Origin of the sequence: Vibrio sp. Isolate23 (assembly GCF_022398095.1) — a bacterium.
GTDB classification, from domain to species: domain Bacteria; phylum Pseudomonadota; class Gammaproteobacteria; order Enterobacterales; family Vibrionaceae; genus Vibrio; species Vibrio coralliilyticus_A.
In genome coordinates this window covers 463,236-477,233 of record NZ_JAKEUV010000002.1, presented here as the reverse complement: position 1 = coordinate 477,233, position 13,998 = coordinate 463,236, and the positions used below count along the sequence as shown (strand labels likewise).

Below are 13,998 nucleotides of genomic sequence, written 5' to 3'. Positions count from 1 at the left end.
TATGTATTGGGTTAATGGACAAGCCGCTGAAATGATTGCGCTCGCAGATCGCTCGTTTCAATACGGAGATGGCTGTTTTACGACCATGTTGGTTGTTGATGGTGATATAGAACATTGGGGTAAGCACAAAGAGCGAATGCAGTCTTGTTTGGAGGTGCTCGATATCCAACCACCTGACTGGCAGGATGTAGAAACTTGGCTCAGGAGCGCGCGGATCAACGCGCCTAAATCTGGTTTAAAGCTACACATCAGTCGTGGTGTAGGGGGGCGTGGATATAGCCCTACTCAAGTGACCTTACCAAATGTTACTATTAGCGCCTTTCACTATCCTGTCCATTATGAAAAATGGTTAACGGATGGGATTTGTCTAGGCGTGTGTCAAAAAAGGTTAGGCTTGAACCCTTTGTTAGCTGGTCATAAACATAATAATCGTCTTGAGCAGATATTGTTGAAAGCTGAAATGGATCATGCAGGTTGGGCGGATGGCATTGCTTTAGATGTGAACGATCGAGTCATTGAAACGACGATGGCCAACGTGTTCTGGGTTAAGCAAGGTATTATACATACCCCAGATTTGACGAATGCAGGTGTTTCAGGTGTTATGCGCCGAGTGGTCATTGAGACTTTGCTCCGTGACGGTGTTCAAGCTCAAAGTGGAGACTATACGCTTGATCAGCTCTATAGTGCAGATGAAGTGTTTGTTTGTAACTCGATTCTTGGTGTTACTCCTGTTAAAAGTGTTGGCACACAAGCCTATTCAATAGGAACGATAACGAAAAAAATTCAGGAGATGGTTAACCCGTGATTAAAAAGATCACCTTTTTTCTGGTTCTCGCCATGCTGATCGCTGGCGCTGGATATCTATATGTGAAGCAACAAGTGGATGAGTACGTGGCTCAACCCCTTAAGCTCGAACAAGAACAAATCTATACCTTAAAGTCCGGTGTGAGTTTCAATCGCCTTCTTTCCGAGTTGACAGAGCAAGGTCTAATCGAGTCTAGTGATATGGCTCGATTCGTTCGTCGCTTTCATCCTGAACTAACCCAAGTAAAAGCCGGTACCTATCTGCTTAAACCAGAGCTCAACCTCACTCAAGCGCTAGAATTATTCAAGACAGGTAAAGAGCATCAGTTTGCTATTACATTTGTTGAAGGCTCAACCTTTGCAGAGTGGCGTGAAGCAATGGAGAGTGCGCCATACCTTGAACATAAAACGTCAGAATTAAGTGAAGCAGAAATTGCTCAACAGATTGGTCTTACTCAATCCAAATTGGAGGGGTTACTTCTGGCTGAGACTTATCACTATACGTTTGGAACTTCCGACCTCGATATTCTCAAACGTGCGGCTGACAAGCTTGAACAGATTCTCGAAAAACATTGGCAGCAACGTCAGGACAACTTGCCGTTAAAGACGCCTTACGATGCTTTAATTCTTGCCTCTATCATCGAAAAAGAAACGGCGGTAGGTGCTGAACGCGAACGTGTTGCGAGTGTTTTTGTTAATCGCCTGAATAAGCGAATGCGTTTACAAACGGATCCCACTGTTATCTATGGCATGGGTGACAAGTATGATGGAAATATACGTAAGAAAGACTTGCGAACACCGACACCATATAACACTTATGTGATATTTGGCTTACCACCTACGCCAATTGCTATGCCTGGCGAAGCCTCTATCGCGGCAGCCACTAATCCTGAAAATAGCAACTATCTCTATTTTGTGGCCAGCGGTACAGGTGGCCACGTATTTTCCAAAACACTGAGCGAGCATAATCGAGCCGTTCGTGCGTATTTAAGACAATTAAGAAGCAACAAATGACACAAGCGAAATTCATCGTAATTGAAGGGTTAGAAGGCGCGGGGAAAAGCACGGCAATCAATGCAGTGCTTGATACGCTAAAACAAACGGGTATAGAAAGAATCCGAAACACCCGAGAACCTGGTGGAACGGTATTAGCGGAAAAGCTCAGAACCTTGGTGAAGCAAGAGCACGAAGGTGAGGAGCTGCAAGATATGACTGAATTACTTCTTATGTATGCAGCTCGTGTTCAGTTGGTCGAAAATGTGATTAAACCAGCTCTCGCTGACGGTACATGGGTGGTAGGAGATCGTCATGATATGTCTTCTCAGGCCTACCAAGGCGGTGGTCGTCAAATCTCCAAGCAAACAATGAGTGTGCTTAAACAGACTACACTGGGTGATTTCAAACCCGATCTAACGATATATCTTGACCTCGACCCACGTATCGGCCTTGAACGAGCTCGTGGGCGTGGGGAGTTAGACCGAATCGAGAAAATGGATATGAGCTTTTTCGATCGTACACGAGAGCGTTATCTTGAGTTGGCAGACAACGACCCGAGCGTCGTTGTCGTTAACGCTGAGCAAAGTATTGATAAAGTTGCGCTAGACATCAAAACCGTCTTAACCAACTGGTTGGAACAATAGCTATGCAAGCACTGTATCCTTGGCTGACTGATATCTGGCAGGAGTGGCAATTAAGCCTTGAGGCTGAGCGATTCTCTAATGCTACCTTATTGGCTATAGAGGAAGGTCTTGGTGCTGAGCTGCTGATCGAAAAATTCAGCAATGCTGTGATGTGTAGCAATTACGTCAATGAAGCTTGCGGCTTCTGTCATAGCTGTCAGTTGATGCAAGCGAACAACCATCCAGATTTTCATATCGTTAAGCCTGAAAAAGAAGGCAAGGCGATTACAGTGGAACAGATTCGCCAATGTAATCGCTTGGCACAGGAGTCTTCTCAGTTGTCGGGGGTTAGGCTGTTCATTATTGAACCAGCGGAAGCGATGAACGAGTCTGCGGCTAACGCATTACTGAAAACACTAGAAGAACCATCCGAAAGCTGTATGTTTCTTTTGTTGAGCCACAAAGTACACCAACTGTTACCAACCATAACTAGCCGCTGTCAGCAATGGCAGGTGGTGAATCCAGAACCTGAGGTAGTCACTCAGTGGTTAAGCACACAAGTGTCTGTCACTATCGCACCTTATATCGCGCACATTAATGGTAACGCGCCGCTCAAAACACAAGCATTCATTGAACAAGATTACGAAGAGAAGTATTTGTCATTTGAAGCAGAACTCCTAAAGGTTGCTCAAAATATGGGAGATAATGTCAAGTTAGCAAAAGAACTGGCTAGTTCACCAGTAGAGTACCTACAATGGTTGTGGTACCTGATGACAGATGCTCAAAAAGTCCATTTTGGCTTGAATCAGCCTTACTTCACGCCAGGGGCAAAGTTATTAGCAGGATGTATCAGCTATCAGATATTGTACCGCCAAACTGACACATTGAGTCAGTTACTTGATCAGCTTAGAGAGCACGTTGGCCTAAATAGTGAGCTGTTAATCTTAGATTGGTTATTTAGATTTAATGAGGAATCATGTTCGTAGACTCGCACTGTCATTTAGACAAATTGGATTATCAGGAGCTGCATTCTGGTATTAAAGATGTCGTGGAGAAAGCCAAGGCCGCTAATGTATCAGAGCTACTTTCGGTTGGGGTGACGTTAGACTCTTTCCCTGCCATGCTGGAAATGATCGAGCCTTTTGACAACGTTTACGCTTCTTGTGGTGTTCACCCTTTGGATGTAGAGAGTGAGTTTGCGTTGGATCGGTTGCATGAATATGCCTCGAACCCAAGAGTGGTAGCGATAGGAGAAACCGGGCTGGATTATCACTACCAGCCTGAAACCGCTGAGTTACAAAGGCTGAGATTTCAACAGCAAGTTGAGCTAGGTGTTAAGCTGAATAAGCCTTTGATTATACATACGCGTAATGCTAGACAAGATACGTTGGATATTCTTCGTCGTGGTCAAGCAGAAAAGTGTGGTGGTGTGATTCATTGTTTTACCGAAGATCTTGCGTTTGCCGAAGCTGCGATGGAGCTGGGCTTTTATATTTCTATCTCAGGGATTGTGACGTTTAAGCAAGCCATTGAGTTGAAAGAAGTGGTGAAAGCTTTACCGCTTGAAAGGCTATTAATTGAAACCGATTCACCTTATCTTGCCCCTGTACCGCATCGAGGAAAGCAAAACCAGCCAGCCTATGTGGTTGAAGTCGCTTCCTATATTGCCCAATTGAAAAATACTTCGTTGAGCGAAGTCGGAAGTAAAACCAGTGAAAACTTCAGAAATCTTTTTTTGAGATAGAAAAAGAGTTCTGGTTAAAAAGGGAGCGTATGCTCCTTTTTTTTGTGTCTAATATCACGTTAGTTCATAAAAAATCGCTTGTTTACTAAATATGTTGAAGATGAGAGGCGGTAAATATCAAATTGTAATTTTGTTACATAAAATAACAATCTGGCTTATTTTATTTACTCATCAAAATTAATTGCTCTTCATGATAAATTTATAAATATCAATAAGATATAGGGTAAAAGTGAGCTAATTTAGTCTCTTATGGATTGTGATCCATCTATTAGTTTGAAACTAATTTCCATCACTAACTAGAAAGTTTGTTCACCATCAATATATATTTAGAGCCGGAAAATATACTGTTTTACGTGGTTACATTTTCTCTGGGTGCTAACATTTAAGGCTACGGGGGTGTGCCGTTAGAACCCAATAATTCTTATAACTTTTCAGGAGCATAAACATGTTTAAGAATCTTTTTGCCAACCTGCAAAAAGTGGGTAAAGCGCTGATGCTACCAGTATCGGTTTTACCTGTTGCAGGTATTCTACTCGGGGTTGGTGCTGCCGATCTGAGCTTTATTCCGGAAATTGTTTCCAACTTGATGGAACAGGCTGGTGGCTCTGTATTTGGTCAGATGGCATTGCTATTTGCGGTGGGTGTAGCGCTTGGTTTCACTAACAACGATGGTGTAGCAGGTCTGGCTGCAATCGTTGGCTACGGTATCATGACAGCAACGCTGGGTGTGATGGCTGGTGTCATGGGTGTTGAGAAAATCGACACAGGTGTGTTAGGTGGTATTCTTGTTGGTGGTGTGGCTGCATGGGCATTTAACCGCTTCTTCAAGATTCAACTGCCAGAATACCTAGGCTTCTTCGCTGGTAAGCGTGCTGTGCCTATCATTACTGGTTTCGCTGCTATCGCACTGGGTATTGTACTGTCAGTGGTATGGCCTCCAATTGGTGGCGCTATCGCTTCTTTCTCTGACTGGGCTGCACATCAGAACCCACAAGTTGCATTCGGCATCTACGGTATCGTTGAGCGTTCTCTAATCCCATTCGGTCTACACCATGTTTGGAACGTACCATTCTTCTTCGAAGCGGGTACTTGTGTGAATGCTGCTGGCGAAACACAAAACGGCGTTCTAACTTGTTACCTAGTTGCAGACGAAGCATCTCGTGCTGCGGGTAATGGCTTTGGTCAGCTAGCAGGTGGTTACATGTTCAAGATGTTCGGTCTACCAGCAGCAGCTATTGCAATCGCTCACTCTGCTAAGCCAGAGAACCGCGCGAAAGTAATGGGTATCATGGCGTCTGCTGCTCTGACTTCATTCCTAACAGGTATCACAGAGCCAATCGAATTCTCATTCCTATTTGTTGCTCCTGTACTGTACGGTATCCATGCTCTACTAGCGGGTTCTGCATACGTTGTTGCAAACACTCTAGGTTTTGTACATGGTACTTCGTTCTCACACGGTCTGATCGATTTCATTGTACTATCTGGTAACGCACAGAAAATCGGTCTGATGGTAGGTGTTGGTTTGGTTTATGCGGTTATCTACTACGCAGTATTCCGCACTGTTATCAAAGCGATGGACCTTAAGACTCCAGGTCGTGAAGATGAATCTGAAGAAGCAGTCGCTACATCGGGTTCAGATTTGGCAGGTGATCTGGTTGCCGCATTCGGTGGTAAAGCAAACATCACTGGCCTAGATGCATGTATCACTCGTTTACGTGTAGCAGTATCGGATACAGAAGCTGTTGACCAAGACAAACTAAAACAACTAGGCGCTGCAGGCGTAGTAGTGGTGGCAGGTGGTGTTCAGGCTATCTTTGGTACTAAGTCTGACAACCTAAAAACTGAGATGGATGAATGGATCCGTAACCACGGTTAATTCTTACTCTTCATTCGTATGAAAAAGGAGGCTTCGGCCTCCTTTTTTGATCAGAGCTAGAGCCATACCTGCCTTGCCTTTAACCCTACTTTTACCTCTATTTGACACTGTGAACTCATAAATTGGGATGATTGTATGTTGTTTTATTTTGTGGGAGTAAATAGTGATGAAGACAAGTACACTAGTTAAAACTATGGTGGCCCTATCAGCGTTAATCGGTAGTACTGCTACGATTGCGGAGGGCTCTGAATCTACGAGTATTTCCGCGGGCTTGGCGGTTGATCAAGACTTAAGTGCAGTACTTGAACTGGATAATCAGTATCGCTTTACTGTTGGTAATGATGGCGCTGCGTTTGATTACATTATTAAGCGTGGTGAATTTAGTGAGAGTACACCTTTCACTTGGTATATTGGAGCGGGGGTATGGAGCGAATGGGACCATAACGAATTTGGTGCCCGTGTGCCGCTTGGTTTGAACTGGAATTTCAGTCAAGGTTGGAACATGTATGGTCAAGTTCACCCTGAGCTAGATTTGTATAGTGGCCCAGAACTTCAGATTGGCGGAGCCCTCGGCGTTAAGTACACATTTTAGCTCTGATCAATACACAAATGCCGACATTCAATGTCGGCATTTGAGATAAAGATAAGCAGTAAGGTTAGTCCTGCTTATTCATTGCTCTTTTGATACAGATAGCAGCACCACCCCATGTGATACCTAAACCTACTACCATCATAATAATTGCACCTGTTGTCATAATTAGGCCTCCTTGCGGCTAGCTGCATTAATGAGTACACCGATAACGAATAGAGCTGCTATCATTGCCCAACCTAGTGTTAGGTCATAGCCACCGTAGCCTTCAGTGAATAGGGTTTGTAGTTTGGTTGCGAGAATAACTGCCAGCATAATTGGAGTGATGAAGCGCAGACAAATCACGAACCAAGCACCGATAGAAAAGTCAGAGATCTCATTGACGTATTCGCGTACATCACCAACTTTATTCAGTAGCCAAGCCATAAGAATAATCTCGACAAAGCCACCCACCATGATACCGACGTTGTTAGCAAAATGGTCGACCAAATCTAGTAGTAGTAGGCCACCATTGGTTGCAAATGCCATTGAGACAATCACGCCCGCGCCAATAACAACAGTTGCCGCTTTTTTGCGACTCCATTTTAGTTTGTCGATAACGGCTGACGTAACGGCCTCCATAATGGAGATATGTGAGCTCAATCCGGCCACGACAAGAGCGAAGAAGAACAGAGGACCGAGAATATATGGTGCTGGGAGCAAGTTAATTGCTGCTGGTAGAGTCACAAACGCCAACCCAACACCAGCAGAAACCACTTCAGTCAGTGGTTTGCCCTGTTCTTGTGCCATGTAGCCCAATACAGAGAAAATCATGATACCGGCCAGAATTGAGAAGCCACAGTTGATCAATACGGTCATAAACGCATTGTTGGTTATATCCGACTTCTCTGGTAGGTAACTAGAGTAAGCCAGCATGATGGCAAAACCAATACTGAGTGTGAAGAAGATTTGGCCGTACGCTGCTGCCCATACTTTAACATCCCAAATTTTGCTGAAGTCAGGCTCGAACATATAGTTGACGCCATCCAAAGCACCAGGCAGAAATATCATGCGACCGATAAGAAGTACGACCATGATGAAGAGAATAGGCATCATGATTTTAGAGGCCCGCTCAATACCAGCCTTAACGCCACCAACAATAGCAGCGTAGGTGATCCCCCAAGCAATCAGCATCGCGATTGCAATCTTCCATTGGATGCTGCCAAGGTTTGTTGGCGAGTTATCGCCTAAAGCTAGGTAATCACTAAAGAAGAATGCATTGGTGTCGGTTCCCCAGCTCTGGTTAAACGACATACCAAAATAGGAGATCGCCCAGCCAATCACAGCCACGTAGTAAACGGCAATGACAGCAGCAATGCCGACCTGGAACCAACCAAGCCATTCAAATTTGGAGTGAATTTTAGCTAAAGTTCTTGGTGCGCTGCCTCTATATTTTTGACCCATGCTGAACTCTAGGATCATAAAAGGTATGCCTGCAGTGATCATTGCAAAAAGGTAAGGGATAAAGAAAGCGCCACCGCCGTTTTCATAGGCCATATATGGGAAACGCCAAATGTTTCCTAAGCCGATAGCCGATCCCACTGCCGCCAGAATAAACCCGGCGCGGGATCCCCATTGTTCTCGCTTCATAAAGGACTCCTGTCAATCCGATTTCCGAGAGTGAAGCTACCTCAAACCCCTTCAGGCTGAACGGGAGCCTGAGCAAACTTATAATCAGTAAAGCAGATATAACGATTAATATGGATGCTTAACTGTCTTTATCTAAATAAGTTTGTGGTTGTTTATTTGGGTTTCTTTAAGGTTTCTCAGATATAAATGCTTAATTTTTCAATGTGTGTTTGCTCTAACTGAAATAATCAGCTGTGCATATTGAAAAGACTAACTACAAGCATAGGTTAAAGCAATAGATTGTAATTGTGAGCTCAATGTTGGGACTTGGTGAGAAAAATGTATTTGTGATGATTTATTAGTGAGTTAAATGGTTGTTACATACTTTTCTAGAAGAAACTTGAGATTTTTTTGTGTGCAGTGAAACATAACTCTTTTAAAATTAAGAGAGCGTATGACTGAAAAATATACGCTCAGTTAATGTATTTTACTAAATTATTTGCAATGAAAAGGCATTGCCTCTAAAAGCGTAGGGTTAATCCGACATTTGCCGAGAATTGGTTCATCCAATCTGTTTTGAATTTAATGAGGCAACTTCCTTCCTGTGAAGCGGGCAGATTGCATACGCCACTGGTGTCGTTATCGACAACTGTGCCAAGCCAACGCAGCTGAGTATTCAGTGCAAAGTGCTCAGTGAGACGATATTCAAAACCACCGAAGATACTGGCAGAAAAGCCCAATTCATCGCCCACCCAATCTGCATCTATGTATGAACCGCCCAGCCCAACACCAAGATAACTGTATAGTGACTCTTCAACGGGATAATAAATGCTACTTTGAAAATGTAGATAGTGCATGGTTGAGCTGAGGCTGACGGTTTCTACGTCGGTTTTTTGATTGGCGTAAAACAAACCGATTCTGCCTTTGTCTAGATCCATTTCAGCGCTTATTGCAAAGCTTGCGGAACCTTTCAGATCGTACTCTTGTTGATCTTGATTCTCTACACTGCCACCTGAGGTGTAACCAGCCCAAGGTGTTAGATATACATCTGCAAAAGTTGTCGGAGTAAAACTAAGCAAAATGCAACCGAGCAGAGGGATATTTTTGTTGTTCATAAGCACTGTCCTATCAGAGCGATACCTTCTAATTGTGATAGTAACGTCATAATTACGCACACAAAAAAGGGAATTATTGAAGATACCTCACAACGATGTTATTACTTTGTTACACAATAATGGAGGTGTCTATGGAACACGATCTGAAATATGCGTTAGTCATCACTGTAACAGTTTTTGCTGTTCTGATAGGTTTTGGCCTAATCGCAATCACTTCAGCCTAGGTTGAGCTTATGGACAATAGCGGTGTGGTTACCAGCGCTGCTATCCAGTTGGATACTCAACGCTTTGCAAAGTACACAGGTGGTAAAAATGCGCTGGTTGCTCAAGGGGGTGGTCAGCGTGGTATTTTTACCTCGGGAGTGCTTGATGCCTTTCAGTTATCGAATTTCGATCCCTTTGATACTTTTTATGGAACATCCGCAGGTGCATTAAACCTTTGCGCCTACCTATGTCGTCAAAGAGGTTTGGGACGCTCATTCATTCTTGAACTCACCACTGAACCAGAGTTTTTCAATCTATTTCGTTACATCCGCCGTAAACAATATCTAGGCCTTGACTGGGCTTTGGATAAAATCAGTGAATTTCCTTATAAGCTAGATATTGATATGGGTCGGCGGGTGTTGGCTGATCGTAAAGCATATGCGGCAGTGACAGATACCCGACGTCTATTGGACCATTATCTGCCCATGCTTGAAGATGATTGGAGAAAAGTGCTGATCGCTACCTGTGCAATTCCAAGGCTCTATCATGAAGCGGTTGAGTTTGAACATGGGGTTTATGTGGACGGCGGAGTCTCGGCGTCTATACCAGTTCAGGAAGCATGGCGTAAAGAGGCAAGGTGTATCGTTGTCATTCGCACGGAAGGTGAGGATCTAGAGGAGCCTGGGCCGTTACCTTTGCCTGAAGGTGAACGCATTAATTGGAATCGAGGTTCATTTCAATTAATACAGGAACAATGGCAAGAGAGGTTTGCCCAATGGAAAATTGACTGGCGAACATTCTTTTATGAACAACTGCAACGTGCAAAAGAAGAAAAAATAAGCCAACAGTATATAGAGCCATTGAATGGAGGACGTTGGCTATTTGGAGCGGACAGCATATATAGATTGGGCTACTTACTTGGGGACAGATTTGACTCGAGTTTGGCTGACATGCTCATGGTGCACTATCAAACTTACGCATTAACTCAAAACTTTCTGCATAATCCTCCTGACGACTGCTTTATTGTGCAAATTAAGCCCGACAAGCCTTTGCTATCTAACTCTTTAATGAGCAGTCGCGATGCGTTGTTGCATGATTATCAGGTAGGGCTCGATTCCGGTTTCCGCTTTGTAGAAATGTTCTCTTCTGTCTCTGCGCGACGTATCCCAGAAGGGCAGTAATGAAGCCATCATATACAGATTCCAGTATATCTTCTTCAATTCTGGTAATGTTCTGAACGTTTAGTGAAGGATTACACCGCCCAACGAAAATCGAATCGTCAATAAGTCATGATGAGTGAATAAGGAGAATGGAATGGCAACATCACATAAAGTTTTGGTTGTTGGCGCCACAGGCTATTTGGGCACGCATATTGTGAAACAGCTTTTAGAACAGAAGCGCGACTTTATTGCCCTTGCTCGTAATAAGAAAAAGCTGATTGAAATAGGACTCAGCGAATCACAAATCGTTGAGGCGCAAGTCACTAAGCCAGAGCAACTTGAGGGCATATGCCGAGGTGTCGATGTGGTTATTTCTTGCTTAGGTATTACTCGGCAGAAGGATGATGTCAGTTATATGGATGTCGATTACCAAGCGAATCTAAATATCTTACTTGAAGCGGAAAGCTCTGGCGTTAGACGGTTTATCTATGTTTCGGCCTTTAAGGCACAAGAGTACCCACAAGTTCGATTGCTTCGAGCCAAAGAGAGATTTGCGCGTCGATTACTGAATTCAGAACATTTATCTCCGTGTGTCATCAGGCCAAATGGATTTTTTGTAGACCTTGAGGAGTTCTATCGTATGGCTGCCAAAGGGCGAATCTATCAATTTGGTCAGGGGACGATGCGAATGAACCCCATTGATGGGGAAGATTTGGCTAGTTTTTGTTTAAGTCAGCTAGACTCAGATCAAAATGAGTATGATATCGGAGGCCCTGAGGTATTATCGATTAATGAGCTCGCACGTTTGGCTTTTCAAGTACAGAACAAGCCTGTTTCGATCGTTTCTGTCCCTGATATTGTTCGTCGAGCTTTGTTATGGTTCTTTCCTCACTTGCCAGAGAATTGGGTCGGCCCCCCCGAGTTCTTCTTGACTGTATTAGGTCGTGACGCGATTGCACCATGTTATGGGAATAAAACCATTCGTGATCATTTTGTGGCTTGCCACAATGAAATGCGCCAGATGGAATAAACAAGTGTTCATATTTAGTCAGTTAGCCCGTACTTTACTCTGAGTTGCTCAAGCTTCTGAGCGGCATGCTCTCGGAAGTAGCGATTGAGAGCTGAGACGATTGCTTTAGCTTGTGGGTGCTCTCGCCTGACGGCTGCGTGAAGTGGGGTTGAATCAAGGTAAGTCGTGCTAAAGTACAGCTCGCCCTTCTTAATTCTCATCTCTTTTACCGTCCATCTGCCGACAGCCTCGTCTGTGACTAATACATCAGCGCGATCCGTCATAACGAGACGGATACTATTAGGTAAGTCTATAGAGTCTATTGGAATCAACCCATCAAATTCGCGTAGCCCAGCACCGTAGCCGTAGTTGTTAATTAACGCGACTCTTTTCCCTTTTAAACTGTTTTGAGATACGTATTCGAACTTGGTGTCAGAGCGAGACACGAAAGCCATTTGGTTGTACATATAGACATCAGTAAACAAGTAATCCTTATTGCGTTGCTCTGTTTTCCAGATGGCGATGATGACGTCATTTTTTCCATTAATAGTTTCTTTCAGCACTCGCGACCATGGTTTGACAGAATACTCAACTTCATAGCCCGATGAGACAAGTCCATCGGTGACTAAATCATGCGCGATACCACTGCCTAATACAGAATTCATGACATACGGGGGCCATAAATCCTGAGCCACTCTCAGTGGCGAGGACCATACGACTCCACCCCAAAGAATGAGAATAAGGTAAATGAATTGTCCAATCGCGGATCTGTACACCAGTCTGTTCCATCAAACCTCTTAGTTATAAGTTTAGTTGAGGTTGAGAAAGCAAAGAATATTTCTGCTCAGGGCATAGGTATGGCGGTGTTTACTCAATCATGTTCGTGATTCAGTCCATTGGAGTGACAAGGCTGCTTTTCATCTTCTATGACAGCATGGGGCACTTTTTTCTTTTAATTGAGTTACTTGTTATTAGTGATTAATAAAACTTAAGTGTTTTCGACAACCTTAATTATGTGGCTACGGTTAATTTTTATTGATTCATTTGTTAATAATTATTAGTGCCAATAGTTTCTATAGCCAGAGCGGGCAGGTGGTATTTGACGCTCATAAATAAAAATCTATAGGAACATAGAAAATGAAAAAGACAGTTTTAGCAGTAGCCCTATCTCTCATTACTGGTTCAGCGGTAGCCGCAGACGCACTTTCAGGCGACCAATTTACAGTATCAGGTGAAATCGCCGTTGGTGGTTATTACCAAACAGACCGTAAAGAAAACGAAGAAGTAAATAATTTCGAAAAACAAAAAGACGAAGAGTTTTACAACGGTGGTGTCACGGGTTTTGATATCTTCGCTGATTACGAAAACGGCAACATTGTCGGTAAGTTTGGTGGTGAATTTGACGTAGAAAATGACTACGGTACATCAGACTCAACGTTTACTATCACAGATACTTGGGTTGGTTACAAAACTGGAGCTGGTGTTGTTTCTGCTGGTTATGCTAACGACACAGCTCTCGACGCAGTGGATGGTGCTGCAGACCAAACTATTGAGTTCCTATGGTCACCAAATGACGCTTCTGACGCACGTCAGGTAGTTAAGTTTGAAGGCGATAAAGAAGGCGTTAAGTACGGCATCTCTTACTATGGTGACCGCAACTATACGGACGATTCTGCTGAAGAAGAGCGCCAACCAGGTTACAACGGTTACCTAGGTTATGAAAACGACACTTTCATGGTTAACTTTGGTTACGAAGATAACGATGAGGATAAAGGTACTACTGACAAACTTTACCTAGTGAACGGCTCTGTGAAGCTGGGTTCAGTAGGTATTGGCGCGACATTTGCCGAAGAAGAATTCGCAGATGGCAAAAAAGTGAAGATGTACAACACTTCTGCGGGTTACACTATCGATGCTCTTTACCTAGCAGTGGGCTACGTAACGATCGAAGACACTCGTGAGGCAGTGAACTTTGGCGGTTCTTACGCGTTCACTGACAATATGACGGCGTTAGTAGATGTTGCTTACCACATCTCTGATGAAGGTTACAGCTTAGGTGTTGGCGCAGAAGAAGGCGACATCGAATCATTCGTTAAACTGGCTTACGCATTCTAATTTAACGACTGAGTTTGTTCATATCTCTTAAAGCCCACTGAGGTGGGCTTTTTTTAAGCAGGAAGCTTAGCGCAATAATCCACTGCCTTTTCGCCCTCCCGGAGTTGGAGGGCTTTTTCGCTTCATCTCTATGCTATACCTCATTTAAAACCGTA

Annotated in this window: 15 protein-coding genes; 11 read left to right on the top strand and 4 right to left on the bottom strand. The window is 43.8% G+C overall.

Annotated features, from left to right (window positions below):
- Position 1: 1 nt before the first annotated feature.
- From pabC to L1D31_RS09225, 7 genes are all read left to right on the top strand, one after another.
- A complete protein-coding gene (gene pabC / locus L1D31_RS09255; RefSeq protein WP_239836788.1) occupies positions 2-805 on the top strand; it encodes an aminodeoxychorismate lyase in 804 nt (267 codons plus the stop codon).
- On the top strand, positions 802-1,818 hold the full coding sequence (gene mltG, locus L1D31_RS09250; protein ID WP_239836787.1) for an endolytic transglycosylase MltG: 1,017 nt from the start codon (positions 802-804) through the stop codon (positions 1,816-1,818). Before pabC ends, mltG begins: the two co-directional genes overlap by 4 nt.
- Complete coding sequence (gene tmk, locus L1D31_RS09245) at positions 1,815-2,444, top strand: dTMP kinase (RefSeq protein ID WP_239836786.1); 630 nt, start codon at positions 1,815-1,817, stop codon at positions 2,442-2,444. Before mltG ends, tmk begins: the two co-directional genes overlap by 4 nt.
- A gap of 2 nt (positions 2,445-2,446) precedes the next feature.
- Positions 2,447-3,409, top strand: coding sequence for a DNA polymerase III subunit delta' (gene holB / locus L1D31_RS09240; protein ID WP_239836785.1), 963 nt, complete (start codon positions 2,447-2,449; stop codon positions 3,407-3,409).
- Positions 3,400-4,167, top strand: a complete 768-nt coding sequence (locus tag L1D31_RS09235) for a YchF/TatD family DNA exonuclease (RefSeq protein WP_239836784.1) — start codon at positions 3,400-3,402, stop codon at positions 4,165-4,167. Before holB ends, L1D31_RS09235 begins: the two co-directional genes overlap by 10 nt.
- A 445-nt stretch (positions 4,168-4,612) precedes the next feature.
- Complete coding sequence (ptsG, locus tag L1D31_RS09230) at positions 4,613-6,043, top strand: PTS glucose transporter subunit IIBC (protein WP_239836783.1); 1,431 nt, start codon at positions 4,613-4,615, stop codon at positions 6,041-6,043.
- A gap of 166 nt (positions 6,044-6,209) precedes the next feature.
- A complete protein-coding gene (locus L1D31_RS09225) occupies positions 6,210-6,635 on the top strand; it encodes a hypothetical protein (RefSeq protein ID WP_239836782.1) in 426 nt (141 codons plus the stop codon).
- Between the two features lie 64 nt (positions 6,636-6,699).
- Here the strand turns inward: L1D31_RS09225 and L1D31_RS09220 are convergent, their stop codons facing one another.
- The 3 genes from L1D31_RS09220 to L1D31_RS09210 form a co-directional block, all read right to left on the bottom strand.
- Positions 6,700-6,798: a MetS family NSS transporter small subunit gene (locus L1D31_RS09220; RefSeq protein WP_239836781.1), complete on the bottom strand. Its 99-nt coding sequence runs from the start codon at positions 6,796-6,798 to the stop codon at positions 6,700-6,702.
- Between the two features lie 2 nt (positions 6,799-6,800).
- Positions 6,801-8,261: a sodium-dependent transporter gene (locus tag L1D31_RS09215; protein WP_239836780.1), complete on the bottom strand. Its 1,461-nt coding sequence runs from the start codon at positions 8,259-8,261 to the stop codon at positions 6,801-6,803.
- A 500-nt stretch (positions 8,262-8,761) separates the two neighbouring features.
- The gene (locus L1D31_RS09210) at positions 8,762-9,355 is read right to left on the bottom strand and encodes a porin family protein (RefSeq protein ID WP_239836779.1); all 594 of its coding nucleotides are present in this window, start codon (positions 9,353-9,355) and stop codon (positions 8,762-8,764) included.
- Between the two features lie 131 nt (positions 9,356-9,486).
- Here L1D31_RS09210 and L1D31_RS09205 point away from each other — a divergent pair, with 131 nt between their 5' ends.
- From L1D31_RS09205 to L1D31_RS09195, 3 genes are all read left to right on the top strand, one after another.
- Entirely contained in the window at positions 9,487-9,579 is a 93-nt protein-coding gene (locus L1D31_RS09205) for a YnhF family membrane protein (protein ID WP_239836778.1), read from the top strand.
- Between the two features lie 9 nt (positions 9,580-9,588).
- Positions 9,589-10,740 carry a patatin-like phospholipase family protein gene (locus L1D31_RS09200; RefSeq protein ID WP_239836777.1) on the top strand — a complete coding sequence of 384 codons (1,152 nt, stop codon included), beginning with the start codon at positions 9,589-9,591 and terminating at the stop codon, positions 10,738-10,740.
- A gap of 133 nt (positions 10,741-10,873) precedes the next feature.
- On the top strand, positions 10,874-11,749 hold the full coding sequence (locus tag L1D31_RS09195; RefSeq protein WP_239836776.1) for an SDR family oxidoreductase: 876 nt from the start codon (positions 10,874-10,876) through the stop codon (positions 11,747-11,749).
- 14 nt (positions 11,750-11,763) lie between these two features.
- Here L1D31_RS09195 and L1D31_RS09190 read toward each other — a convergent pair whose 3' ends face one another.
- Positions 11,764-12,423, bottom strand: coding sequence for a transporter substrate-binding domain-containing protein (locus tag L1D31_RS09190; RefSeq protein WP_345772836.1), 660 nt, complete (start codon positions 12,421-12,423; stop codon positions 11,764-11,766).
- 442 nt (positions 12,424-12,865) lie between these two features.
- On the opposite strand from L1D31_RS09190, the gene L1D31_RS09185 reads away from it, so the two are divergent.
- Positions 12,866-13,843, top strand: coding sequence for a porin (locus L1D31_RS09185; protein ID WP_239836774.1), 978 nt, complete (start codon positions 12,866-12,868; stop codon positions 13,841-13,843).
- The last annotated feature ends 155 nt before the right edge of the window (positions 13,844-13,998 follow it).

Bases quoted from the DNA above. Each gene is read 5' to 3' on its own strand.
- pabC (WP_239836788.1), top strand. From the start codon at position 2: ATGTATTGGGTTAATGGACAAGCCGCTGAAATGATTGCGCTCGCAGAT.
- tmk (WP_239836786.1), top strand. From the start codon at position 1,815: ATGACACAAGCGAAATTCATCGTAATTGAAGGGTTAGAAGGCGCGGGG.
- holB (WP_239836785.1), top strand. From the start codon at position 2,447: ATGCAAGCACTGTATCCTTGGCTGACTGATATCTGGCAGGAGTGGCAA.
- L1D31_RS09235 (WP_239836784.1), top strand. From the start codon at position 3,400: ATGTTCGTAGACTCGCACTGTCATTTAGACAAATTGGATTATCAGGAG.
- ptsG (WP_239836783.1), top strand. From the start codon at position 4,613: ATGTTTAAGAATCTTTTTGCCAACCTGCAAAAAGTGGGTAAAGCGCTG.
- L1D31_RS09225 (WP_239836782.1), top strand. From the start codon at position 6,210: ATGAAGACAAGTACACTAGTTAAAACTATGGTGGCCCTATCAGCGTTA.
- L1D31_RS09220 (WP_239836781.1), bottom strand. From the start codon at position 6,798: ATGACAACAGGTGCAATTATTATGATGGTAGTAGGTTTAGGTATCACA.
- L1D31_RS09215 (WP_239836780.1), bottom strand. From the start codon at position 8,261: ATGAAGCGAGAACAATGGGGATCCCGCGCCGGGTTTATTCTGGCGGCA.
- L1D31_RS09210 (WP_239836779.1), bottom strand. From the start codon at position 9,355: ATGAACAACAAAAATATCCCTCTGCTCGGTTGCATTTTGCTTAGTTTT.
- L1D31_RS09205 (WP_239836778.1), top strand. From the start codon at position 9,487: ATGGAACACGATCTGAAATATGCGTTAGTCATCACTGTAACAGTTTTT.
- L1D31_RS09200 (WP_239836777.1), top strand. From the start codon at position 9,589: ATGGACAATAGCGGTGTGGTTACCAGCGCTGCTATCCAGTTGGATACT.
- L1D31_RS09195 (WP_239836776.1), top strand. From the start codon at position 10,874: ATGGCAACATCACATAAAGTTTTGGTTGTTGGCGCCACAGGCTATTTG.
- L1D31_RS09185 (WP_239836774.1), top strand. From the start codon at position 12,866: ATGAAAAAGACAGTTTTAGCAGTAGCCCTATCTCTCATTACTGGTTCA.